Here is a 21219-nt window from a genome sequence, read left to right on the forward strand (position 1 = left end):
CGCACATGTGTGCTCATCGGGCCATCCCCGGTCCGGACACCCCGATGAGCGCACAGTCGCAGGTGCCCGTCCTGGTGGCCTGCGCCCACGGCACCCGCAACCCCACCGGCCGCCGGCTGATCGCCGAGCTGGCGCTGGCCGCGCGCCGGCTTCGTCCCGGCCTGGTCACCACCGCGGCGTTCGTCGACGTGCAGCCCCCGACGGTCGTGGACGTGGTCGCCGAGCTGGCGGCCGCCGGTCGCCCCGCCGTCGTCGTCCCGCTGCTGCTCTCCGGCGGCTATCACGTGCACGTCGACATCGCCGGCGCCGTCGCCGCCGCGGAGTCGGCCGTCGCCGCCCGGCCGCTGGGGCCCGACCCCCGGCTGGCCGAGGTGCTGCTCGCCCGGCTGGTCGAGTCGGGCGCCGACCCGGCCGACCCGTCGACCGCGGTCGTCCTGGCCGCCGCCGGGTCCAGCGACTCCCGGTCGGTGGCCGACGTCGAGCGCACGGCCGCCCTCCTCCAGGCGTCGTGGGCCGGGCCAGTGACGACCGGCTACGGCTCCGCCGCGCAGCCACCGGTCCCCGACGCGGTGGCCGGCGCCCGGAAGGCCGGGGCGGAGCAGGTGGTCATCGCCTCCTACCTCCTCGCGCCGGGCCACTTCCACGACAAGCTGGCCGGGGCCGGCGCGGACGCGATCACGGCGCCCCTCCTGCCCGACAACCGCATCGCCGCCGTGCTCCTCGACCGCTACGACGCGGCGCTCCCGGACGGGCCCGGCCGGCCGATAGCCTGACGCCGGTGACGTCGCTGATCATTCTCGCCCTGTACCTGGTCGTCGTCGGCCTGTTCCTCCTGGCGATCTACGTGGTGGTGAACCGTGCGGTGCTGCACGCCCTCCGCACCCACGCCGACGAGCAGCGCGCGACCACCGGACCGAGCCCCGCCGGCCCGGGCGACTGAGCCCCGGCGTCTCCCCGTCTCCGGCTCAGGCCTGCCAGCCGAGGAACTGGTCACCGGCGACCACCGCCAGGACGAGCAGCGCCGCAGCCCCCACCGGCACGAGCGGTGTCCACCAGGATCGGGTGGTTGCGAGCCGGGCCAGCAGCACCGCGGGCAGCAGCCAGAGCACCCACAGCGGGAGCAGCGCGTACCTCGGGACGACCAGCCCGCTCGCCAGGTAGAAGTAGCCGACGACCACGTGGGCGGCGCCGGCCACCGCGGCCAGGAGGAGCGGCCCGGGGTCGCGTGGGGTCCCGGCCGGAACGACGGCAGTATGCCCCGCCGGGAGCCCCCTCCTCAGAAGTTGCCGCGGCGCTCCTGCTCCCGCTCGATCGCCTCGAAGAGCGCCTTGAAGTTGCCCTTCCCGAAGCCCAGCGAGCCGTGCCGCTCGATGAGCTCGAAGAAGACCGTGGGCCGGTCACCGGTCGGCTTGGTGAAGATCTGCAGCAGGTAGCCGTCCTCGTCGCGGTCCACCAGGATGCCGCGCCGCTGCAGCTCCTCGATCGGCACCCGCACCGTCCCGATCCGCGCACGGAGCTCCGGATCCTCGTAGTAGGAGTCCGGCGTGGCCAGGAACTCCACACCCTCGGCGGTCATCGCGTCGACCGTGGCCAGGATGTCGTTGGTCGCCAGGGCGACGTGCTGCGCGCCAGGGCCCCGGTAGAACTCCAGGTACTCGTCGATCTGCGACTTCTTCCTCGCGATCGCCGGCTCGTTGAGCGGGAACTTGACCCGGTGGTTGCCGTTGGCGACCACCTTGCTCATCAGCGCGGAGTAGTCGGTCGCGATGTCGTCGCCGATGAACTCGGCCATGTTCGTGAACCCCATGACCCGGTTGTAGAAGTCCACCCACTGGTCCATCGCCCCGAGCTCGACGTTGCCGACGACGTGGTCGACGGCCTGGAACAGCCGCTTCGGCGCTCCGGGGCGCTTCACGAAGGACGACGTCCGCGCCACGTAACCGGGCAGGTAGGCCCCGGCGTAGCGGGACCGGTCGACCAGGGTGTGCCGGGTGTCGCCATAGGCCGCGAGGGACGCCAGGCGCACGGTGCCGTGCTCGTCGCTCACGTCGTGCGGCTCCTCCAGCACCGTGGCGCCCTGGGCCCGGGCGTGCGCGATGCAGCGGTCGACGTCGGGGACGGCGAGGGCGATGTCGACGATGCCGTCGCCGTGCAGACGGTGGTGGTCGGCCAGCGGGCTCGCCGGGTCGTAGGCCCCCTGGACGACGAACCGCGCGGCCCCCGAGGTGAGCACGAAGGCGTGGTGGTCCCGGTTCCCCGTCTCGGGGCCGGAGTAGGCGACCAGCTGCATGCCGAACGCCGACTGGAAGAAGTGCGCCGTCTGCACGGCGTTGCCCACGACCCACACCAGCCCGTCCCAGCCGGTGACCGGGAAGGGATCCCCGGAGGGGTCGTACTCCACCAGGCCGACCAGCTGCTGCAGCTGCGGCAGGTCCAGGCCTGCGAGCCGTTCCTCGTCGTTGAGCACCTGCTCGAGCGTCATCGCGCCTCCTCCTCGTCCGTTCGCGTGTCCCGTGTCCCGTGTCACACCACACCGACCCGGCCCTGCTGCGCAAGCAAGCACCCTGCGACTGCGCTGGCTGCTCGCTCGGACTGGCTCTGGGCACCTGCTGCTGTGCAGACTGCACAGCTGTCGACGTGAAGGAGGCACGATGAGCCGGCCCCGTGAACTGGACACCCTCGACGTCGCGCTGCTGGAGGCGCTCCACGACCACCCGCGCGCCGGGCTGCTGGAGATCGCCCGGGTCGTCGGCGTCGCGCGCGCCACGGCCACGGCGCGGTTACAGCGACTGGAAGCAGCGGGGGTGGTCACCGGTTTCGGCCCGGACGTGGACGTGGCCGCCGCCGGGTTCGGCGTGCAGGCCTTCGTGACCCTCGAGATCGCACAGGGGGCGCTCGACGCGGTGCACCGGGACCTCGAGGCGATCCCCGGGATCCTCGAGGCCCACGCCACCACCGGCAGCGGCGACGTGATCTGCCGCGTGGCCGCCGCCTCCCACGAGGCGCTGCAGGAGATCCTGGTGCAGCTGAACCGCTCGGCCTCGGTCGTCCGGTCGACGAGCGTGGTGGCGCTTACCTGCCTGGTGCCCTGGCGCACCCTGCCGCTGCTGCGCTCCGAGGCGGCGCCCGGGTCGGGGCGCTCGCCCAGCTACCGAGAGCCGGCCCGCGGCTGACCTACTGTGGGGCCGATGGACGGCGACGAACGGAGCGATGCGCCACCCGGGGCCGATCCCACCCCCGCACCTCCCACCCCTGCCGTGGACGAGGCCCGCGCCGAGGACGGCGCGGATGCCGAGGACGAGGTCGGCGCCGAGCGCCGGACCGGACCCGAGGACCGGGCCGGCACCGAGGCCCGGCATCGCGTCGAGGACGGAGCGGGGGCCGGGGACAGCCCGGCACCGGAGGGGCATCCCGACGACGCGGCACCGCCCACCCCCGACGACGCGACCCCGCCGACCGGCGACGCCGGGGCGCGTTCCGGGTCCACCTCAACCTCTACTGGAGACTCACTCCCGACGCGCTCGTGGAGTCGACCGGTCGCCGTGGCGACCACCGCTGCCCTCGCCGTCGCACTCGGCTTCGCGCTCACCGTCCAGATCCGCAGCACGGCGGAGCCCGGCGACCAGGACGTGCGCCGGGAGGCCGACCTCGTGGTGATCCTGGACGAGCTCGGCGCCCGGGAGGCGACGCTGCGCCAGCAGATCGCAGAGACGCGGCAGACCCTCGAGGACCTGGGCAGCGGGCAGGAGGAGTCCGGCAGCGCACTGGCGGAGGCGCGGTCACGGGCGGAGGCCATCGGCATCCTGGCGGGCACGCTCCCGGCGCGCGGCCCCGGGGTGCGGCTGACCATCCAGGACCCCGGCGGCGCGGTCCCGACCTCGGTGATCCTCGGCGCCATCCAGGAGCTCCGCGGCGCCGGGGCGGAGGTGCTGCAGGTCGACGACGTGCGGGTCGTCGCGTCCAGCGCGGTGACCGGCTCCCCCGGCGCCCTGCGCATCGACGGGCAGCCGCTGACCGCCCCCTACGACTTCCTCGCGATCGGCCCGCCGGCCGCGATGGACGTCGCCCTCTCGGTGTCCGGCGGGGTGATCGCCGACGTCGCCCGCGCGGGCGGCAAGGCGCGGGTGGACCAGGAGGATCTCGTCTCCGTGGACGCCACCGTCGACTGACCCGCGGTCACTGCGGGATGAGCAGGCCCCGCAATTCGTCGGTCAGCGCCTCCCGCGCCTCGGGGTGCTGAGGCCACGCCGCCGGGGTGACCTGGAACAGCGAGATGCGCCAGCGGCCGCGCCCGTCGTCGACGGCGATCATGGTGTGGACGGCGTTCAGCTCCGGATCGAGGTCGCCGGCACCCGCGGGGATCATGCCCGCGTGGGCGGTCAGCATCGCCACGCCCTCCCCGACCGGGCGGACCGAGCGGACGACCGCCACGTAGGCGGGCGTCTGCTGCGAGGTGAACACCTGCCGCAGGTCTGCCGCGATCGACAGCCGGCCCCGGTGGTGGCTGCCGTCGAACCCGATGATGTCGCCGTCGTCGGCGAACCCGGCCGCCACCGCCGCGCCGCTGCGCCGGTTCCAGCCGTCGATGAACTCCGCGTAGAGCGCCTGGATCTGAGCGTCCTGCGGGTGCGCTGCGGTCACGTCTCCTCCTCGCTGGCGTTCGTCGGCACGTCCCGACGCCTGCTGTGGTTCCGCGTGGCCGCGCCAGCCCGGCCACGTGTCCCGGGCTGCGGCCGCCTGGGACAGGAGTGACGCTAGTGGTCCGGGAGCCACTCCCGTTCGACGCTCGCCGCAGTGACCCGCCGTCAGATCGACCACCACCGGCACGCGCCCGAGCGCCTGCCACAGGGCGTGCACGAGCATGCGCGCAGAGCGATCGATCGCACCCGGATCCGGTCACCCGACGACGACGGACCGCGGCTCCTGCTGCGCGAACTGGGTGCGGTGCAGGTCGGCGTACCGGCCGTCGCGCGCCAGCAGCTCCTGGTGCGTGCCCGCCTCCACGATCCGACCCTCGTCGACGACGAGGATCTGGTCGGCGCTGCGGATCGTCGACAGCCGGTGCGCGATGACCAGCGACGTCCGGCCGGCCAGCGCGGTGTCGAGGGCGTGCTGCACCGCGGCCTCGGACTCGCTGTCCAGGTGTGCGGTCGCCTCGTCGAGGATCACGATGCCGGGCGCCTTCAGCAGCACGCGGGCGATGGCCAGCCGCTGCTTCTCCCCGCCCGAGAGGCGGTAGCCGCGGTCACCGACCACCGTCTCCAACCCTTGGGGCAGCGAGCGCACCAGGTCGGCGATGCGGGCCCCGGTGAGCGCCTCCCACAGCTGCTCGTCGGTGGCCTCCGGCCGGGCGTAGCGCAGGTTGGCGCCGATGGTGTCGTGGAACAGGTGCGCGTCCTGGCTGACGACGCCGATCGCGTCGCGCAGGGAGGAGAGCGTCGCCCGCCGCACGTCCACGCCGCCGACGCGGACGGTGCCACCGGTCGCGTCGTACAGCCGCGGGACGAGGTGGGCGATCGTCGACTTCCCGGCCCCCGAGTGGCCGACCAGGGCGACCAGCTGGCCGGGGGCAACCCGGAAGGAGACGTCGTGGAGGACGTCGACCGGCCCCCCGTGCTCGGGCAGCGACACCTCCTCCAGCGACGGCAGCGAGACGTCGGCGCCGGCCGGGTAGCTGAAGGAGACGTGCTCGAACTCGATGGAGCGGTCCTCGGCCGGCACGGGCACGGCGTCGGGCGCCTCGCGGATCATCGGCGGGAGGTCGAGCACCTCGAAGACCCGGTCGAAGCTGACCATCGCGCTCATCACGTCGACCCGGACGTTGGCCAGCGCCGTCAGCGGCCCGTAGAGCCGGGACAGCAGCAGCGCCAGGGCGACGACCGCGCCGGGGCTCAGCGAGCCGGTGAACGCCAGCCAGCCGCCGAGGCCGTACACAAGCGCGGTCGCCAGGGCCGCCACGAGCGTCAGCGCGGTGAAGAAGGTGCGCCCGTACATGGCCGACAGGACGCCGATGTCGCGGACCCGGGCGGCCCGCCCGCGGAACGACTCGGCCTCGGCGGCGGGCCGGCCGAAGAGCTTCACCAGGAGCGCGCCGGCGACGTTGAAGCGCTCGGTCATCGTGGCGTTCATCGAGGCGTTGAGGGCGTAGGACTCCCGGGTGATCTCCTGCAGCCGGCGGCCGATGCGGCGCGCGGGCAGTACGAACAGCGGCACCAGCGCCAGCGACAGCAGCGTGATCTGCCACGAGAGCGTCAGCATGACGCCCGCGGTGAGCACCAGCCCGATGACGTTGGAGACCACGCCCGACAGGGTCGAGGTGAACGCCTGCTGCGCGCCGACGACGTCGTTGTTCAGCCGGCTGACCAGCGCGCCGGTCTGCGTGCGGGTGAAGAAGGCGACCGGCATCCGCTGGACGTGCTCGAAGACCCGGCTGCGCAGGTCGTAGATGACGCCCTCGCCGATGCGCGCGGAGTACCAGCGCGTGCCCAGGGAGATGGCGGCGTCGACGACCGCCAGGCCGGCGATGACCAGCGCGATCCGGACGATGCCGCCCGCGGTGCCCTCGAGGTCGGCGATCCGGTTGACGATGTCGCCGGCCAGCAGCGGCGTGACGACGCCGATGACCGACGACCCGACCACCAGCAGCAGGAAGAGGGTCAGCTCGCGCCGGTAGGGCCGGGCGATGCCGATGATGCGCCGGACGGTCCCCTTCGGCAGCTGCCGGGCGGTGACCGAGGGGTCGCGCTTGAACGACCGCATGGCGGCCATCGACGTCATGGGGCTGCTCATGTCCACCGCACCTCCCGACGCCCGCCGGTCGCGCCCCGGCGGCTCCTGCAACCGGGACGCGACCGCGCTTGTTCCTGGGAGTCCGTCAGCGACCGCCGGCCAGATCGTGCAGCCGCTGTACCTGGGCGGCGCGCTCGGCGGCGTCCTGGCTGGCGAAGTCGTTACGGACGGCGGACCGCACCAGCGCGGCCGTCGCCCGGCTGGCCCCGACGGGCGGGGCCACCAGGGCCGCGGTCAGGTCGGCGACCGCTGCGTCCAGCTCCACCCGCGGCACCACCACGGTCGCCAGGCCGATCGCCTGCGCCTCGGCGGCGCCCACGGCCCGGCCGGTCATGCACAGCTCCAGCGCGCGCGAGTAGCCGACGAGCTCCACCAGCGTGCTGGTACCGGTCAGGTCCGGGACGAGGCCGAGGGTCACCTCGGGCAACCGGAGCTGCGCGTCGTCGGTGAACACCCGCAGGTCGCAGGCGAGCGCCAGCTGGGCGCCGGCGCCGATGGCGTGGCCCTGCACCGCGGCGACCGAGACGATCCCCGGCGAGCGGAGCCAGCGGAAGCCGGCCTGGTAGGACCGGATCCGCTCCTGCGCCTCCTCCACCGGCAACCGGACGAGCTCGCCGAGCCCCCCACCGGTGGTGGAGCCGGTGTCGAACATGCTGCGGTCCAGGCCCGCCGAGAAGGCCCGTCCCGAGCCGCGCACGACGACGACGCGGACGTCCTCGTCGAGCGCGGCCCCGACGTCGGCCAGCGCCGACCAGGTCTCCGGCGTCTGCGCGTTCAGCTGGTCCGGGCGGTCCAGCGTGACCGTGAGGACGGCGCCCTCACGGCTCGTCCGCACCCAGCCGGGCGTGGCGGCGGAACTGGTGGGGTCTGGTGCTGTGCCTACTGGTTCGTTCGCGGGCTCACTCACTCTTCTTACTATTCCGGTTGGCCCCACCGCGGCTGCGCAGCGAGGCCCCGGACTCCGACAGCAGGCGGTGCACGAACCCGTAGGACCGGTTCGTCGAGGTGGCCAGCGACCGGATGCTCTCGCCCTCGTCGTAGCGCTTGCGCAGCTCGTCGGCGAGCGTCGACCGGTCCCCGCCGGTGATCCGCTTGCCCTTGCCGAGGTCGGACGTGCTGGTGTCGGCCATGGCTCCCCTCCGTGTCGGCCACCGGTCTCCCGGCGCCGGCAGTGCCGGCTCGCGCGGCGGCCCGTGTGTTGGCTGTCGCCGTGGTGCCGCCGTCCCGTCGACCACGGCTCCCGCCACCCCATGATCACCCACACCCCAGGTGTCGGCCAGGTGAACCTGTGTCGTCCCGAGCGGGGCCCGGAGGGTTCCCGAGGGACGGTGCGGACGGGGGGCAGCCCGAGAGCGACGGCACCTGGTCGCGGTGCCAGCGCGAGCCGCCCCCGCGAGGCGGCGCGAGGAGCGGGGGCCGGAGGTCCCCCGACGAGCGCCGGGGACTCGCTCGTCGCAGCGGGGGGACGGCGCGTGGCCGCAGTGTCGGCCGGAGGCCGACGATCTGCTACGCGAGCTCGACCAGGTCGGCGAAGTCCTCGCTCCAGGTGTCCTCGGTGCCGTCGGGCAGCAGGATCACCTTGTCGGGGCTCAGCGCCCGCACCGCGCCCTCGTCGTGGGTGACCAGCACGATCGCCCCGGCGTACGTGCGCAGCGCGTCGAGCACCTGCTCGCGGCTGGCCGGGTCGAGGTTGTTGGTCGGCTCGTCGAGCAGCAGCACGTTCGCGCCGGAGACGACGAGCGTCGCCATCGCCAGCCGGGTCCGCTCACCGCCGGAGAGCGTGCCGGTGCGCTGGTCGACCGTCTCTCCCGAGAACAGGAAGGCGCCGAGGATGCGGCGCAGCTCGGTGTCCGTGCTGTCCGGCGCCGCGGAGCGCATGTTCTCCAGCAGCGTGCGGTCCATGTCCAGGGTCTCGTGCTCCTGCGCGTAGTAACCCACGCGCAGCCCGTGCCCGGCCTTGACCTCGCCGGTGTCGGGCACCTCGGTGCCGGCCAGCATCCGCAGCAGCGTGGTCTTGCCCGCGCCGTTGAGCCCCAGCACGACCACGCGGGCTCCGCGGTCCACCGCCAGGTCGACGTCGGTGAAGATCTCCAGCGAGCCGTAGCTCTTGGACAGCCCCTCGGCGGTGAGCGGCGTCTTCCCGCACGCGGCCGGCGTCGGGAAGCGCAGCTTCGCGACCTTGTCCTGCACCCGCACGTCGGCCAGGCCGGCGGCCAGCCGCTCGGCGCGCTTGTCCATGCTCTTGGCGGCCTTGGCCTTCGTCGCCTTGGCGCGCATCTTGTCGGCCTGCGCGTTGAGGGTGTCGATCTTCCGCTCGGTGTTGGCCCGCTCCTGCTTGCGCCGGCGCTCGTCGGTCTCCCGCTGGGCAAGGTAGGGCTTCCAGCCGAGGTTGTAGACGTCGACGGTCGCCCGGTTGGCGTCCAGGTGCCACACCTTGTTGACGACGGCGTCGAGCAGCTCGACGTCGTGGCTGATGACGATCAGTCCACCCCGGTGGCTGGAGAGGAACCCCTTGAGCCAGGTGATCGAGTCGCCGTCGAGGTGGTTGGTGGGCTCGTCGAGCAGCAGCGTCTCGGCGTCGGAGAAGAGGATCCGGGCCAGCTCCACGCGCCGGCGCTGGCCACCGGAGAGGGTGCGCAGCGGCTGGGCCAGCACCCGGTCGGGCAGGCCCAGGTTGCTGCAGATGCGCGCCGCGTCGCTCTCCGCGGCGTAGCCCCCCAGGGCGGCGAACTGGTCCTCGAGGCGCCCGTACCGGCGGACGGCCTTGTCCTGCTCGGCGTCGTCGGCCGGCTCGGCCATCGCGACCTGCGCCTTCACCATCTGGTTGCGCAGGACGTCGAGCCCGCGGCCGGAGAGCACCCGGTCGCTGGCGGTGATGTCGAGATCACCGCTGCGCGGGTCCTGCGGCAGGTAGCCGATCTCGCCGCTGACCTCGACCTTCCCGGCGTGCGGGAGCCGCTCACCGGCCAGGGTGGTCAGGGTGGTGGTCTTGCCCGCGCCGTTGCGCCCGACCAGGCCGATGCGGTCACCGGGCTGCACGCGCAGGTTGGCCTCGCTGATGAGGATGCGGGCGCCGGCGCGCAGCTCCAGGCCGGTCGTCGTGATCACTGCTCCCAGTGTAGGACCCCCGCGCAGCGGCCGGGCCTCGTCACGGCCCACCCCCGTCGGCTGCGGTGGTCGGGACCGGGACTTGCGCCTAGGTTCGGCAAAAGGGCTGCTGCACCCGCCCGCACCCGCACCCCGATCCGAGACAGGGCAGACGACAGCCCCTTCCGCAGGGACCGCCATGACCGCTACTCCCCCACGCCGCCCGCGCGCCCTGCCGGCGGTCCTGCTGGCGACGCTGCTCGCGCTGGCGGCCTGCACCGGTGACGGGGAGGAACCGCCGACCGGCGCCGCCCCGGGAACGGGGGGCGGCTCCGGGGCGGTGACCAGCCTCACCGACGCCACCGGGGTCGTCGAGGTCCTCGAGGCCAGCGTGGTCACGATCCTCTCCGGTCCCGGCCTGGGGAGCGGCGTGGTCTACAGCGACGAGGGGCTGATCGTCACCAACGCCCACGTCGTCGCCGACCAGCAGGAGGTGGAGATCGCCTTCGCCGACGGCCGGCGCGGCCGGGCCGCCGTCCTGGCCGCCGACCCGGTCTCCGATCTCGCGCTGCTCCGCGCCGACCGCGACGACCTGCCCGCCGCCACGTTCCAGGAGGAGCTGCCCGCGCCCGGGGAACCGGCCGTGGCGATCGGCAGCCCGCTGGGCTTCGAGAACACGATCACCACCGGGGTGATCTCCGGGCTCCACCGCGACATCCCCGCCGGGACCAGCGGCGCGCAGCTGCCGCTGGTCGACCTGATCCAGACCGACGCGGCGATCAGCCCGGGGAGCAGCGGCGGGGCCCTGGCCAACGCCGACGGCGAGGTCGTCGGGATCAACGAGGCCTACCTGCCGCCCTCGACCGGTGCGGTGGCGCTCGGGTTCGCCATCCCTGCCGCGACCGTCGTGGACGTGGTGGAGCAGCTGCTCGAGGACGGGACCGTGAGCCACGCCTTCGCCGGCCTGGTCCCGGTCACGCTCACCGAGCGGATCGCCGAGCAGCTCGGGACCCCGCGGACCAGCGGCGTGGTCGTCGCCGAGGTCGCCCCCGACGGGCCGGCGGCCGCGGCCCGGCTGAGCCCCGGGGACGTCCTCACCGAGGCGGACGGCGAACCCCTGCGCGGCGCCGAGGAGTTCGTCTCCGTCGTCCGGGCCCACGACCCCGGTGACACCCTGGAGCTGTCCGTGGTGCGCGGCGACGGCTCGACCGAGACGGTGTCCCTGACCCTGGCGGAGCGGCAGCCCGCGGGTTGACGGGCTGCCCGGCACGGGCACAGCTCCACGGTGGGACGGCACCCGGGCGGAGGGAGGAGGCGGCCATGACGCGGCCGGTCGGCACGTCCGCGCTCGCCTACCGCGCCCGCCCCCCGCAGGTGCTGCTGGGCGTCGGGGCGGTCCTCCTGGTGACCGCCGGCGCCGCGGTGGCCTCGGCCTCCGGCGGCTGGGCGGTGCGCGGGCTGCTCCTGGCGCTCGCCGCGGCCGCCGCCGCCGGCTCGGTCCGCGCCGCCCGCGAGCGGCTGCGCAGCTCCGAGGAGAGCCTGGCGGCCACTGCCGCGGGATTGTCGCTGGCCGCCCTCGCACCGGCCGGCGGCGTCCTCGCGCCGTCCACCGCGGTCGGCGGGGGGCTGATCGCGGCGTTCCTGGCGCTGCGGTTCCTCGCCCCGTCCACGGCGGCCTGGCCGGTGGCGGCCTGGGCCACGCTGCAGCTGGCCGTGCTCGGGGCTCTCGGCGGCCTCGCCGACGGCCCGCGCACCGACGCCTGTCTCACCGTGGCGCTGGTGGGCCTGGGGACCGCCGCCGCCCGTCCCGCCGTGGCGCGGATCGCGCTGGTCACCACCGTCCCGTGGTGGCTGTTCGGCGTGGTCGCCGGAACCACCGAGGTCTGGCACGCCGCCGGGACGCGGCAGTGGCTCACCGCCGCGCTCGTCGTCGGGGCCGCGGGCGGCCTGCTCCTCGCCCGGCTCCGCGCTCCGCTGGAGCGCCTCCTCGGGCCGCCCCGGGCGGTTCCCGTCGTCGCCGGTGCGGTGGCCGGGGCGGCGGTCGCGGGTGCGTTCTCCTCGTGGGGCGTGGTCGCCACCACGCTCACCGCCTACGGCGGGGTGGTCACCGCGAACCTCGCCGCATCCACGCTGCACGGCTGGCGGCGAGACCTGCTGCTGCCCGCGGCGGTGGCCGGTGGCGTCGTGACCGCGGTGCTGTGCGTGCTGCGCCTGGTGGCCGGGGAGGCGTGGGCGGCCCTGTCGGTCCTGCTGCTGCTGACCGCGCTGCCGACGGCGCTCGTCGCCGTCCGTCGCGGGGACGACCGCCCGGTCGCCCTGCCCACCACCGTCGGGTGCCTGGCCGGCTCGGTGCTGCTGGCCCTGCCGGCCGATGCGCTGACCGCGCCGGTGGCCGCCGTTCTGCTCACTGCCCTCTACGGGGTGGCGATGACGGTCGGCGCCGGGCTGGCGGCCGCTAGCCGCCGGCCCACGGTTCGGGTGGCCGCGGTGTGCGCGGGGGCGGCGGTGCTCGTGCCGCTGGCGGCCGGCGACCGGCCGGTCCTGGCCGCCCACCTGGCGGCCCAGGGGCTGTTCACCCTGTGGTGGGCCTGGCGGACCGGGCGGCGCCCGGAGCCGGTGCACCCCACTGCGGTGCCCGTGCCGGCCGGGACCGGGGGCACCTCGCCCACCGGGGACGATCCGCCGGCGCGCACGCTGGTGGCCTGGCGGGTCGGGGCCGGGCAGCTGGTCGCCGCGGTCTGGGTGGCCGCGGGTGCTGCGGACCTCTCCGCCGTGGAGTGGTACTCGCTGTCGGCGGCCGCCGGGTTGCTGCTGGCGGCGGGGCCGCGGCTGACCCACGGCCGCTCGTGGCCGGCATGGGGCCCCGGCCTCCTGGCCGCCGTGGTGCCCTCGACGGCGATCGCCGTGGTCGCGCCGGACGGGTCGCGCGCGGTCGGGGTGCTCGTCGCCGCGGCAGCACTCATGGTCCTCGGCGCCCGCAGCGGGGTGCGCACGCCGCTGACCGTGGGCGCCGGCGCCGCGCTCGCCGTCGCGGTCGGCCTCGCGGTGCCGGCGCTGCCCTGGCCCCTGGGGGTGGCCCTCGCCGTGGGCAGCTTCCTGCTCGCGGTGGGATCCCTGCGCGAACGGCATCCCGTGCCGTTCTTCGCCACCCGTCTCACCGACCTCCGGTGACGAACGGGCGACCCCTTCGCAGGGGCCCGCCCCGAGCGTGCGAGGGGTGGGGGGCGAAGGGGTCCTTCTAGACCCGGAAACCCAGGGCGCGCAGCTGCTCGCGGCCGTCGTCGGTGATCTTGTCCGGGCCCCACGGCGGCATCCAGACCCAGTTGATCCGGATGTCGTCGACCAGGCCGGGGCCGGGGCCACCGGTGAGCGCCTGGCGCGCCTGGTCCTCGATGACGTCGGTCAGCGGGCAGGCCGCGCTGGTCAGCGTCATGTCGATGATCGCGACGCTGGAGTCACCGTTGCTGTCGTCGACGTCGAGCCCGTAGACGAGGCCGAGGTCGACGACGTTGACGCCGAGCTCGGGGTCGACGACGTCACGCATCGCCTCCTCGAGGTCCTCGAGCAGCGCCGACTTGTAGGCCGGCAGGTCGCCGGGCGCTCCGTCGGTCGCGGGTGTGGCGTTCTCGGTGGTCTCGCTCATGCCTGGCCTCCAGCCGGGGTCGTGGTCGCGGACATCGCCCGCGCCGAGGCGTCCTTCAAGGCCATCCAGCTCATCAGCGCGCACTTGATCCGCGCCGGGTACTTGGAGACGCCGGCGAACGCGACGGCGTCCTCCAGCTCGTCCTCGAGCTTCTCGGCGACGGCCGGGTCGCCCTTGGCCTGCATCAGGGTCATGAAGTGCTCGCCGGTCTCCAGCGCCTCGGTCACGCGCTTGCCGACGACCAGGTCGTACATGGCCGAGACCGATGCCTGGCTGATCGAGCAGCCCATGCCTTCGTAGGACACGTCGGCGACCGTGTCGCCGTCGAGCCGCACGCGCAGGGTCACCTCGTCACCGCAGGTCGGGTTGACGTGGTGTACCTCGGCGTCGAACGGGTCACGCAGACCGCGTCCGTGCGGGTTCTTGTAGTGGTCCAGGATGATCTCCTGGTACATCGACTCCAGCTGCATCAGCTCGCTGCTCCCTCACTGTCTCCAGAGGGTGCAACACCGAAGAAGCGCTGTGCTTCCCGGATGCCGTCGGCGAGTGCGTCGATGTCGTCGTAGCCGGTGTGCACGTAGAACGTCGCGCGGGTGGTGGCCGGCACGCCGTAGCGCCGCACCACCGGCCAGGCGCAGTGGTGCCCCACCCGAACGGCGATGCCGAGGTCGTCGAGCACCTGGCCGACGTCGTGCGGGTGGATGCCCTCGACGGTGAAGGAGATCGCTCCCCCGCGGGCGACGGTGTCCGGCGGGCCGATCACGGTGACGCCGGGGACCTCGGCCAGCCTGGCCAGCGCGTAGCCGGTGAGCGCCTTCTCGTGCTCCTCGACCTTGTCCATGCCCAGGTGCTGCAGGTAGTCGACGGCCGCGCCGAGCCCGACCACCTGTGCAGTCATGGGAACGCCGGCCTCGAAGCGCTGCGGCGGCGGCATGAAGGTGCTGCCCTCCATCCGCACGACCTCGATCATCGAGCCGCCGGTGAGGAACGGCGGCAGCTTGTCGAGCACCTCGTAGCGGCCCCAGAGGACGCCGACGCCGGTGGGCCCGAGCATCTTGTGACCGGAGAACACGAGGAAGTCCGCGCCCAGCGTCTGCACGTCGACCGGCTGGTGCGGCACCGACTGGGCCCCGTCGACCAGCACCAGGGCGCCGACCTCGTGGGCCCGGGCGACGATCCCCTCGAGCGGGTTGATCGTGCCGAGGATGTTCGACTGCTGGGTGACGGCGACCAGCTTGGTGCGCTCGTTGACCACCGTGCCGAGGTCCGAGAGGTCCAGCCGGCCGTCGTCGGTGAGGCCCAGCCAGCGCAGGGTCGCCCCGGTGCGCTCGCACAGCTGCTGCCACGGGATCAGGTCGGCGTGGTGCTCCATCTCGGTGACCACGATCTCGTCGCCCTGGCCCACCGCGTAGGTGCGGAACTCCGGCTCCTTCGCCGTCGCGGCGTTGGAGAGCGCGTAGGCCACCAGGTTGATCGCCTCGGTGGTGTTCCGCGTGAAGACGATCTCGTTCTCGGGGGCCCCGATGAAGGCGCCGATCTTCGCCCGGGCCTCCTCGTACGCCGCGGTCGCCTCCTCGGCGAGCTGGTGGGCCCCCCGGTGCGGCGCGGCGTTGACGTTCTCGTAGAACCAGCGCTCGGCGTCGAGCACCTGGCGCGGCTTCTGCGAGGTCGCCCCGGAGTCGAGGTAGACCAGCCGCTTCCCGTCCCGGACGGTGCGCGTCAGGATCGGGAAGTCCGCCCGGATCGCCTCGACGTCCAGCGGAAGAGGCGCCTGCTGCGCCCCTCCGGGACGCGAGACGAGCTGGGTCATGCGGATGCGACCTCCGGGGTGCCCTTGACGTAGGACGCGTAGCCCTCGTCCTCGAGCTTGGCGGCGAGCTCCGGGCCACCCTCGTCGACGACCTTGCCGGCGACGAAGACGTGCACGAAGTCGGGCTTGATGTACTTCAGGATGCGCGTGTAGTGCGTGATGAGCAGGACGCCGACGTCGCTGTCCTCGCGGCTGCGGTTGACGCCCTCGGAGACGACGCGCAGCGCGTCGACGTCGAGCCCGGAGTCGGTCTCGTCGAGGATCGCGATGGCGGGCTTGAGCAGCCGCATCTGCAGGATCTCGTGGCGCTTCTTCTCACCGCCGGAGAAGCCCTCGTTGACGTTGCGCTCGGCGAACGCCGGGTCCATCTCCAGGCCGGACATCTCGGTCTTGACGTCCTTGACCCAGGTGCGCAGCTTCGGCGCCTCGCCCTTGATGGCGGTGGCGGCGGTGCGCAGGAAGTTCGACACCGAGACGCCGGGGACCTCGACCGGGTACTGCATGGCGAGGAACAGGCCGGCGCGGGCGCGCTCGTCCACGCTCATCTCGAGGACGTCCTCGCCGTCGAGGGTGACGGTGCCCCCGGTGATCGTGTACTTGGGGTGGCCGGCGATCGAGTAGGCCAGGGTCGACTTGCCCGACCCGTTGGGGCCCATGATGGCGTGGGTCTCGCCCGAGCGGACGGTCAGGTCGACGCCGCGGAGGATCTCCTTGGCGTCGTCACCCTCGCCCACGCTGACGTGCAGGTCGCGGATCTCCAGAACGGACACTTCTCTTCTCGCTCCTTCATTCACCGGCCGCGAGCGGGAGGCGGCCGTCGGCTTCGGTGTCGACGAGCACGTCCTCCCCCTCCACGCGGACGGGGTAGACGTCGACCGGCTCGGTGGCCGGCAGGTTGGTGGGTTCACCGGTGCGCAGGTCGAAGCACGACCCGTGCAGGAAGCACTCGATGGTGGGGGCGCCGTCGAAGGTCTCGACGTCCCCGTCGGTCAGGGGGACGTCGGCGTGCGAGCACCGGTCCTCCAGGGCGTAGAGCTGCCCCTCGAACCGGACGACGGCGACGTCGACGTCCGCGAGCTCGACCCGCAGGGAGCCGTTCTCGGGGACGTCGGCCAGCGCGCAGACCCGTTCGAACGCCATGGTCAGGCCACCTCGACCGGCTGCTCGTCGAGGCCGGGCAGGGCGCCGAGGCGCTCGTCGATCGACGCCATCAGCCGGTCCTGCAGGGCGTCGACGCCGATGCGCTGGACGACGTCGGCGAAGAAGCCGCGCACGACCAGGCGGCGGGCCGTCTCGGCCTCGATGCCGCGCGAGCACAGGTAGAACAGCTGCTCGTCGTCGAAGCGGCCGGTGGCGCTGGCATGGCCGGCGCCGACGATCTCGCCGGTCTCGATCTCCAGGTTCGGCACCGAGTCGGCGCGGGCGCCGTCGGTGAGCACGAGGTTCCGGTTGAGCTCGTAGGTCTCCGTGCCGGTGGCCGCGGGGCGGATGCGGACGTCGCCGATCCAGACCGTACGGGCGCCCTCGCCCTGCAGTGCGCCCTTGTAGAGCACGTTGCTGGTGCAGTTCGGGACGGCGTGATCGACCCAGAGGCGGTGCTCCTGGTGCTGGGTCTCGTCGGAGAAGTAGACGCCGAACAGCTCCGCGCTACCGCCGGGGCCGGCGTACTGCACGTTGCTGACCAGGCGGACGAGGTCACCGCCCAGGGTGACCACGACCTGCGTGAAGGTGGCGTCGCGACCGACGACGGCGTCGTACTGGGCGCCGTGCACCGCGCCGGGCGCCCAGTCCTGCACGGAGACGAGCCGCACCTGCGCGCTGTCACCGACGAGGACGGAGACGCCGCCCGCGTACTTCGCGAGGCCGCTGTGGTCGAGCACGATCGTCGCCGTGGCGAAGGCGCCCACCTCGATCACGAGGTGACCCCACACGACGTCCTCGGAGCCGGTGCCGGCGAGCCCCAGCGTGACCGGCCGGTCCAGCTGCGCCTCCTTGGCCACCCGCACGACGGCGGCGCCGCCGCTGCGCTGCCGGGCGAGCGCGGCGAGCCGGTCCACCGGCTCGGGCAGGCCCTTGAGCAGCGGGTCGTCGGCCTCGACGCTGGTCAGCTCCACGCCCTCGGGCAGGTCGGTGGTCCAGGTCAGGTGCGCGTCGGACGGGGCGCCGTCCAGCAGCGGGCGGATCCGCTTCATGGGGGTGAAGCGCCAGGTCTCCTCGCGGCCCGTGGGCACGCCGAAGGCGTCCGGGTCGGTGGAGGTGAACCGCTCGGCCGGTGAGCCGGTCGGGGCGGGCCCACCGTGCGAGTGCGCGCCCGGGCCCGCCTCCCCCGCGCTGCCGGTGTCGGCGGCCGGGGTGGTGGGCGGCCCGGCCTGGGCCCCCACGCCCGGAGCGAACAGCTCCGAGGCGAGGGTGCTCGGCTGGGTGGTGAGGTCGGTCGTGCCGGTGTTGGAGTCGGTCATCAGCCGACAGCACCTTCCATCTGCAGTTCGATGAGCCGGTTGAGCTCGAGGGCGTACTCCATGGGCAGTTCGCGGGCGATCGGCTCGACGAAGCCGCGCACCACCATCGCCATGGCCTCGTCCTCGGAGAGGCCGCGGCTCATCAGGTAGAAGAGCTGGTCCTCGCTGACCCGGGAGACGGTCGCCTCGTGCCCCATGGAGACGTCGTCCTCGCGGACATCGACGTAGGGGTAGGTGTCCGACCGGCTGATCGTGTCGACCAGCAGTGCGTCGCACTTGACCGTCGACTTGGAGCCGTAGGCGCCCTCGTCGACCTGGACCAGGCCGCGGTAGGAGGTGCGGCCACCGCCACGGGCCACCGACTTCGACACGATGGTCGAGGAGGTGTGCGGCGCGGCGTGCACCATCTTGGCGCCCGCGTCCTGGTGCTGGCCCTCGCCGGCGAAGGCGATCGAGAGCACCTCGCCCTTGGCGTGCTCGCCGGTCATCCAGACGGCCGGGTACTTCATGGTCACCTTGGAGCCGAGGTTGCCGTCGACCCATTCCATGGTCGCGCCCTCGTGGGCCACGGCCCGCTTGGTGACCAGGTTGTAGACGTTGTTCGACCAGTTCTGGATGGTCGTGTACCGGCAGCGCGCGTTCTTCTTGACGATGATCTCGACCACCGCGGAGTGCAGCGAGTCCGACTTGTAGATCGGTGCGGTGCAGCCCTCGACGTAGTGCACGTAGGCGCCCTCGTCGACGATGATCAGCGTCCGCTCGAACTGGCCCATGTTCTCGGTGTTGATCCGGAAGTAGGCCTGCAGCGGGATCTCGACGTGCACGCCCTTCGGCACGTAGATGAACGAGCCGCCGGACCAGACCGCGGTGTTCAGCGCGGCGAACTTGTTGTCGCCGGAGGGGATCACCGAGCCGAAGTACTCCTGGAAGATCTCCGGGTGCTCCTTGAGCGCCGAGTCGGTGTCCAGGAAGAGCACGCCCTGGTCCTCCAGCTCCTTCTGGATCTGGTGGTAGACGACCTCGGACTCGTACTGCGCGGCGACGCCGGACACGAGGCGCTGCTTCTCCGCCTCGGGGATGCCGAGCTTGTCGTAGGTGTTCTTGATGTCGTCGGGCAGGTCCTCCCACGAGGCCGCCTGGGCCTCGGTGGAGCGCACGAAGTACTTGATGTTCTGGAAGTCGATCCCGGAGAGGTCCGACCCCCAGTCCGGCATCGGCTTGCGGCCGAAGAGCTTGAGGGCCTTGAGGCGGCGCTCGAGCATCCACTCGGGCTCGCTCTTGCGGGCGGAGATGTCGCGGACGACGTCCTCGTCGATGCCCCGGCGCGCGGACGCACCGGCGACGTCGGCGTCGGCCCAGCCGTACTCGTAGCGGCCGAGCTGCTCGATCTGCTCGTCCTGCGTCAGCTGCGTGGCCGTCGCCGGCTGCTGGGTGCTGGTCATGCGGGCGTCCTCTCCCGGTCGTTCGTGGGGGTGAAGCTGGTGGACGGTGCGGTGCGCGCGCGACGCGCGGCTGCACGCTCACCTGGTACAGGGCGTTCGGGGGCCGTTCTGTTCCCCGGACGCTGGGACCCCGGCCGTATCGGCCCGGGGATGTGGGTGGTGCAGACCCCGTCGCCGTGGGCGATCGTGGCCAGCCGCTGGACGTGCGTGCCGACCAGCCGGCCGATCACCGCCGTCTCGGCCTCGCAGAGCTGCGGGAACTCCGCCGCGACGTGCGCCACCGGGCAGTGGTGCTGGCAGAGCTGCCCACCTCCGGACAGCGCCGAGGCGGTGGCAGCGTAGCCCTCGGCCGTCAGGGCGGCGGCGAGCGCCTGGGCCCGGTCCACCGGCTCACCGGGGCGGGCGCTGACCGCCTGCTCGACCGCGCTCCAGGCGCGTGCCTCCAGCCCGGCGAGCTGCTGCTCGGCGACCGCACGGACGGCGTCGGGACCACCCACATCCGCCACGTACCGCAGCGCGGTCAGCGCCAGGTCGTCGTAGGCGTGCGGGAAGGCCGAGCGGCCGGCGTCGGTGAGGTGGAAGCGGCGGGCCGGCCGCCCCCGGCCGCGGTGGGCGTCGCGCACCTGGCGCTCCTCGATCCGGCCGGTGGCGACCAGGGCGTCGAGGTGCCGGCGCACGGCCGCCGGTGAGACGCCGAGCCGGCCGGCGAGCTCGGTCGCCGTCTGCGGCCCGTGCTCGAGCAGCAGCCCGCTCACGCGGTCACGGGTGCGCCCGTCGTCGGCGGTCGCCGACGGCCGGGGGTGCGCCGCGATGGATTCCACAACACGAGTGTGTCCTATTTCAGGAGGCCTGCAAGCAAGGTCCACCTAAGAAGCGGCCCCTCCGGGACGGTTCGTGAGCAGCCTCACGCCCCCCGGCCCGCCCGCAGAGGCGCGACTCGGGGCGGGCGAGCGGCGGGGGGCGGTGGCCGCGCTGCAGGGCGCCGCGGCGAGCTCGCGAGGCGCGGGGGGCAGCGGGGTCCTTCAACTAGCATCGGGGCGTGCCGGTCCTGCCCGCCTCCTTCTCGCCCACGACCATCTCGCGGGTCGCCTTCGCGAACGTCGTGGCCAACGGCGGGATCGTCCTCACGGGCGGCGTCGTCCGCCTCACCGGATCGGGGCTCGGCTGCCCGACCTGGCCGCGCTGCACCGACGACAGCTTCGTCACCACGCCCGAGATGGGCATCCACGGGGTGGTCGAGTTCGGCAACCGCCTGCTCACCTTCGTCCTGTCGGTGCTGGCCGTGGCCCTCGTCGTCGTGGTGTTCCGGTCGGCCCGCCGCGACCTGCGCGCCCTGGCCGTGGCCGCGTTCCTGGGCATCCCGGCGCAGGGCGTCGTCGGCGGCATCACCGTGCTGACCGGGCTGAACCCGTGGACGGTCGCCGGGCACTTCCTCGTCTCCATGGGGCTGGTCGCGCTCACCACGGTGCTCTGGCTGCGGTCCCGCGAGCCGGGGGTCGGGCAGCCGCTGGTCGGGCGCCCGTTCCGGCTGCTCGTCGGCGCCGTCGCCGCGGCCACCGCGCTGGTCCTGGTCATGGGCACGGTGGTCACCGGCAGCGGTCCGCACAGCGGCGACGCCGAGGCCGGTCGCACCGGGCTCGACGCGGAGCTGGTCAGCCACCTGCACGCCGACGCCGTCTTCCTGCTCATCGGGCTCACCGTCGCGTTGCTCGTCGCGCTGCACACGACCGACTCCCCCGGCCGGGTCCGGCGCGCCGCCCGTGACCTGCTGGTGGTCCAGCTCGCGCAGGGCGTGATCGGCTACGTCCAGTACTTCACCGACCTGCCGATCGTGCTGGTGCTGCTGCACATGCTGGGCGCGGTGCTGATCACCGCCTACACGGCCCGGCTGGTGTGGTCCGTGCGCGGCCCGGCCTCGGAGGCCCCGCTGACGGCCCCCCTCGAGCCGGCGGTCGCCACCCGCTGAACCGGCTGAGTGCGCCGATGAGC

At 73.5% G+C, this 21219-nt stretch carries 22 protein-coding genes; 7 read left to right on the top strand and 15 right to left on the bottom strand.

The annotated features are described in order from the left end of the window. Positions 1–44 precede the first annotated feature (44 nt). On the top strand, positions 45–773 hold the full coding sequence (locus tag ACI79K_RS01970) for a sirohydrochlorin chelatase (protein ID WP_456598826.1): 729 nt from the start codon (positions 45–47) through the stop codon (positions 771–773). A 5-nt stretch (positions 774–778) separates the two neighbouring features. Continuing rightward, the gene (locus ACI79K_RS01975) at positions 779–940 is read left to right on the top strand and encodes a hypothetical protein (RefSeq protein WP_456590356.1); all 162 of its coding nucleotides are present in this window, start codon (positions 779–781) and stop codon (positions 938–940) included. Between the two features lie 25 nt (positions 941–965). Here ACI79K_RS01975 and ACI79K_RS01980 read toward each other — a convergent pair whose 3' ends face one another. Both ACI79K_RS01980 and hppD read right to left on the bottom strand, forming a co-directional pair. Continuing rightward, positions 966–1196 carry a hypothetical protein gene (locus ACI79K_RS01980; RefSeq protein ID WP_456598827.1) on the bottom strand — a complete coding sequence of 77 codons (231 nt, stop codon included), beginning with the start codon at positions 1194–1196 and terminating at the stop codon, positions 966–968. An 80-nt stretch (positions 1197–1276) separates the two neighbouring features. Continuing rightward, on the bottom strand, positions 1277–2482 hold the full coding sequence (gene hppD, locus ACI79K_RS01985; protein ID WP_456590355.1) for a 4-hydroxyphenylpyruvate dioxygenase: 1206 nt from the start codon (positions 2480–2482) through the stop codon (positions 1277–1279). Between the two features lie 169 nt (positions 2483–2651). Here hppD and ACI79K_RS01990 point away from each other — a divergent pair, with 169 nt between their 5' ends. After that, positions 2652–3173 (top strand): Lrp/AsnC family transcriptional regulator, encoded by a 522-nt coding sequence (locus tag ACI79K_RS01990; RefSeq protein ID WP_456596499.1) that lies wholly within the window; start codon positions 2652–2654, stop codon positions 3171–3173. Positions 3174–3188: 15 nt separating this feature from the next. Then, positions 3189–4169 carry a DUF881 domain-containing protein gene (locus ACI79K_RS01995; protein ID WP_456598828.1) on the top strand — a complete coding sequence of 327 codons (981 nt, stop codon included), beginning with the start codon at positions 3189–3191 and terminating at the stop codon, positions 4167–4169. Positions 4170–4176: 7 nt separating this feature from the next. Here the strand turns inward: ACI79K_RS01995 and ACI79K_RS02000 are convergent, their stop codons facing one another. From ACI79K_RS02000 to ACI79K_RS02020, 5 genes are all read right to left on the bottom strand, one after another. Further along, on the bottom strand, positions 4177–4641 hold the full coding sequence (locus ACI79K_RS02000) for an SgcJ/EcaC family oxidoreductase (RefSeq protein ID WP_456590352.1): 465 nt from the start codon (positions 4639–4641) through the stop codon (positions 4177–4179). A 255-nt stretch (positions 4642–4896) separates the two neighbouring features. After that, complete coding sequence (locus ACI79K_RS02005) at positions 4897–6789, bottom strand: ABC transporter ATP-binding protein (protein ID WP_456590351.1); 1893 nt, start codon at positions 6787–6789, stop codon at positions 4897–4899. Between the two features lie 85 nt (positions 6790–6874). After that, a complete protein-coding gene (locus ACI79K_RS02010) occupies positions 6875–7624 on the bottom strand; it encodes an enoyl-CoA hydratase/isomerase family protein (protein ID WP_456590350.1) in 750 nt (249 codons plus the stop codon). Between the two features lie 64 nt (positions 7625–7688). Further along, the gene (locus tag ACI79K_RS02015; protein ID WP_269193646.1) at positions 7689–7919 is read right to left on the bottom strand and encodes a helix-turn-helix domain-containing protein; all 231 of its coding nucleotides are present in this window, start codon (positions 7917–7919) and stop codon (positions 7689–7691) included. A 376-nt stretch (positions 7920–8295) separates the two neighbouring features. Further along, positions 8296–9897 carry an ABC-F family ATP-binding cassette domain-containing protein gene (locus ACI79K_RS02020; RefSeq protein ID WP_456598829.1) on the bottom strand — a complete coding sequence of 534 codons (1602 nt, stop codon included), beginning with the start codon at positions 9895–9897 and terminating at the stop codon, positions 8296–8298. A 178-nt stretch (positions 9898–10075) separates the two neighbouring features. On the opposite strand from ACI79K_RS02020, the gene ACI79K_RS02025 reads away from it, so the two are divergent. Together ACI79K_RS02025 and ACI79K_RS02030 are read left to right on the top strand one after the other, a co-directional pair. Continuing rightward, positions 10076–11131, top strand: coding sequence for a S1C family serine protease (locus tag ACI79K_RS02025; protein ID WP_456590348.1), 1056 nt, complete (start codon positions 10076–10078; stop codon positions 11129–11131). Between the two features lie 65 nt (positions 11132–11196). Beyond that, positions 11197–13047 carry an SCO7613 C-terminal domain-containing membrane protein gene (locus ACI79K_RS02030; protein ID WP_456598830.1) on the top strand — a complete coding sequence of 617 codons (1851 nt, stop codon included), beginning with the start codon at positions 11197–11199 and terminating at the stop codon, positions 13045–13047. A gap of 67 nt (positions 13048–13114) precedes the next feature. Here ACI79K_RS02030 and ACI79K_RS02035 read toward each other — a convergent pair whose 3' ends face one another. From ACI79K_RS02035 to ACI79K_RS02070, 8 genes are read right to left on the bottom strand one after another with little or no spacing between them, the layout of a single operon-like run. Next, positions 13115–13519: a metal-sulfur cluster assembly factor gene (locus ACI79K_RS02035; protein ID WP_269193641.1), complete on the bottom strand. Its 405-nt coding sequence runs from the start codon at positions 13517–13519 to the stop codon at positions 13115–13117. Next, the gene (gene sufU / locus ACI79K_RS02040) at positions 13516–13989 is read right to left on the bottom strand and encodes a Fe-S cluster assembly sulfur transfer protein SufU (RefSeq protein WP_456590346.1); all 474 of its coding nucleotides are present in this window, start codon (positions 13987–13989) and stop codon (positions 13516–13518) included. The genes ACI79K_RS02035 and sufU overlap by 4 nt, the downstream gene beginning before the upstream one ends. Beyond that, a complete protein-coding gene (locus ACI79K_RS02045; RefSeq protein WP_456598831.1) occupies positions 13989–15329 on the bottom strand; it encodes a cysteine desulfurase in 1341 nt (446 codons plus the stop codon). Before ACI79K_RS02045 ends, sufU begins: the two co-directional genes overlap by 1 nt. Then, positions 15326–16099, bottom strand: coding sequence for a Fe-S cluster assembly ATPase SufC (sufC, locus tag ACI79K_RS02050; protein ID WP_456590344.1), 774 nt, complete (start codon positions 16097–16099; stop codon positions 15326–15328). The genes ACI79K_RS02045 and sufC overlap by 4 nt, the downstream gene beginning before the upstream one ends. Before the next feature lie 16 nt (positions 16100–16115). After that, entirely contained in the window at positions 16116–16469 is a 354-nt protein-coding gene (locus tag ACI79K_RS02055; protein WP_456590343.1) for a Rieske (2Fe-2S) protein, read from the bottom strand. Between the two features lie 2 nt (positions 16470–16471). Continuing rightward, positions 16472–17788: a Fe-S cluster assembly protein SufD gene (gene sufD / locus ACI79K_RS02060; RefSeq protein WP_456598832.1), complete on the bottom strand. Its 1317-nt coding sequence runs from the start codon at positions 17786–17788 to the stop codon at positions 16472–16474. Beyond that, the gene (sufB, locus tag ACI79K_RS02065; protein ID WP_456590341.1) at positions 17788–19230 is read right to left on the bottom strand and encodes a Fe-S cluster assembly protein SufB; all 1443 of its coding nucleotides are present in this window, start codon (positions 19228–19230) and stop codon (positions 17788–17790) included. Before sufB ends, sufD begins: the two co-directional genes overlap by 1 nt. Next, entirely contained in the window at positions 19227–20051 is an 825-nt protein-coding gene (locus tag ACI79K_RS02070) for a helix-turn-helix transcriptional regulator (protein WP_456590340.1), read from the bottom strand. Before ACI79K_RS02070 ends, sufB begins: the two co-directional genes overlap by 4 nt. A 218-nt stretch (positions 20052–20269) precedes the next feature. Between ACI79K_RS02070 and ACI79K_RS02075 the strand changes: the two genes are divergently transcribed. Next, the gene (locus tag ACI79K_RS02075; RefSeq protein ID WP_456590339.1) at positions 20270–21196 is read left to right on the top strand and encodes a COX15/CtaA family protein; all 927 of its coding nucleotides are present in this window, start codon (positions 20270–20272) and stop codon (positions 21194–21196) included. Positions 21197–21219: the final 23 nt, after the last annotated feature.

Source organism: Blastococcus sp. SYSU DS0616, from assembly GCF_054051015.1.

Bases quoted from the DNA above. Each gene is read 5' to 3' on its own strand.
- ACI79K_RS01990 (WP_456596499.1), top strand. From the start codon at position 2,652: ATGAGCCGGCCCCGTGAACTGGACACCCTCGACGTCGCGCTGCTGGAG.
- ACI79K_RS02045 (WP_456598831.1), bottom strand. From the start codon at position 15,329: ATGACCCAGCTCGTCTCGCGTCCCGGAGGGGCGCAGCAGGCGCCTCTT.
- ACI79K_RS02055 (WP_456590343.1), bottom strand. From the start codon at position 16,469: ATGGCGTTCGAACGGGTCTGCGCGCTGGCCGACGTCCCCGAGAACGGC.
- sufU (WP_456590346.1), bottom strand. From the start codon at position 13,989: ATGCAGCTGGAGTCGATGTACCAGGAGATCATCCTGGACCACTACAAG.
- ACI79K_RS02035 (WP_269193641.1), bottom strand. From the start codon at position 13,519: ATGAGCGAGACCACCGAGAACGCCACACCCGCGACCGACGGAGCGCCC.
- ACI79K_RS01995 (WP_456598828.1), top strand. From the start codon at position 3,189: ATGGACGGCGACGAACGGAGCGATGCGCCACCCGGGGCCGATCCCACC.
- sufD (WP_456598832.1), bottom strand. From the start codon at position 17,788: ATGACCGACTCCAACACCGGCACGACCGACCTCACCACCCAGCCGAGC.
- hppD (WP_456590355.1), bottom strand. From the start codon at position 2,482: ATGACGCTCGAGCAGGTGCTCAACGACGAGGAACGGCTCGCAGGCCTG.
- ACI79K_RS02030 (WP_456598830.1), top strand. From the start codon at position 11,197: ATGACGCGGCCGGTCGGCACGTCCGCGCTCGCCTACCGCGCCCGCCCC.
- sufB (WP_456590341.1), bottom strand. From the start codon at position 19,230: ATGACCAGCACCCAGCAGCCGGCGACGGCCACGCAGCTGACGCAGGAC.
- ACI79K_RS02005 (WP_456590351.1), bottom strand. From the start codon at position 6,789: ATGAGCAGCCCCATGACGTCGATGGCCGCCATGCGGTCGTTCAAGCGC.
- ACI79K_RS02015 (WP_269193646.1), bottom strand. From the start codon at position 7,919: ATGGCCGACACCAGCACGTCCGACCTCGGCAAGGGCAAGCGGATCACC.
- ACI79K_RS02025 (WP_456590348.1), top strand. From the start codon at position 10,076: ATGACCGCTACTCCCCCACGCCGCCCGCGCGCCCTGCCGGCGGTCCTG.
- ACI79K_RS01970 (WP_456598826.1), top strand. From the start codon at position 45: ATGAGCGCACAGTCGCAGGTGCCCGTCCTGGTGGCCTGCGCCCACGGC.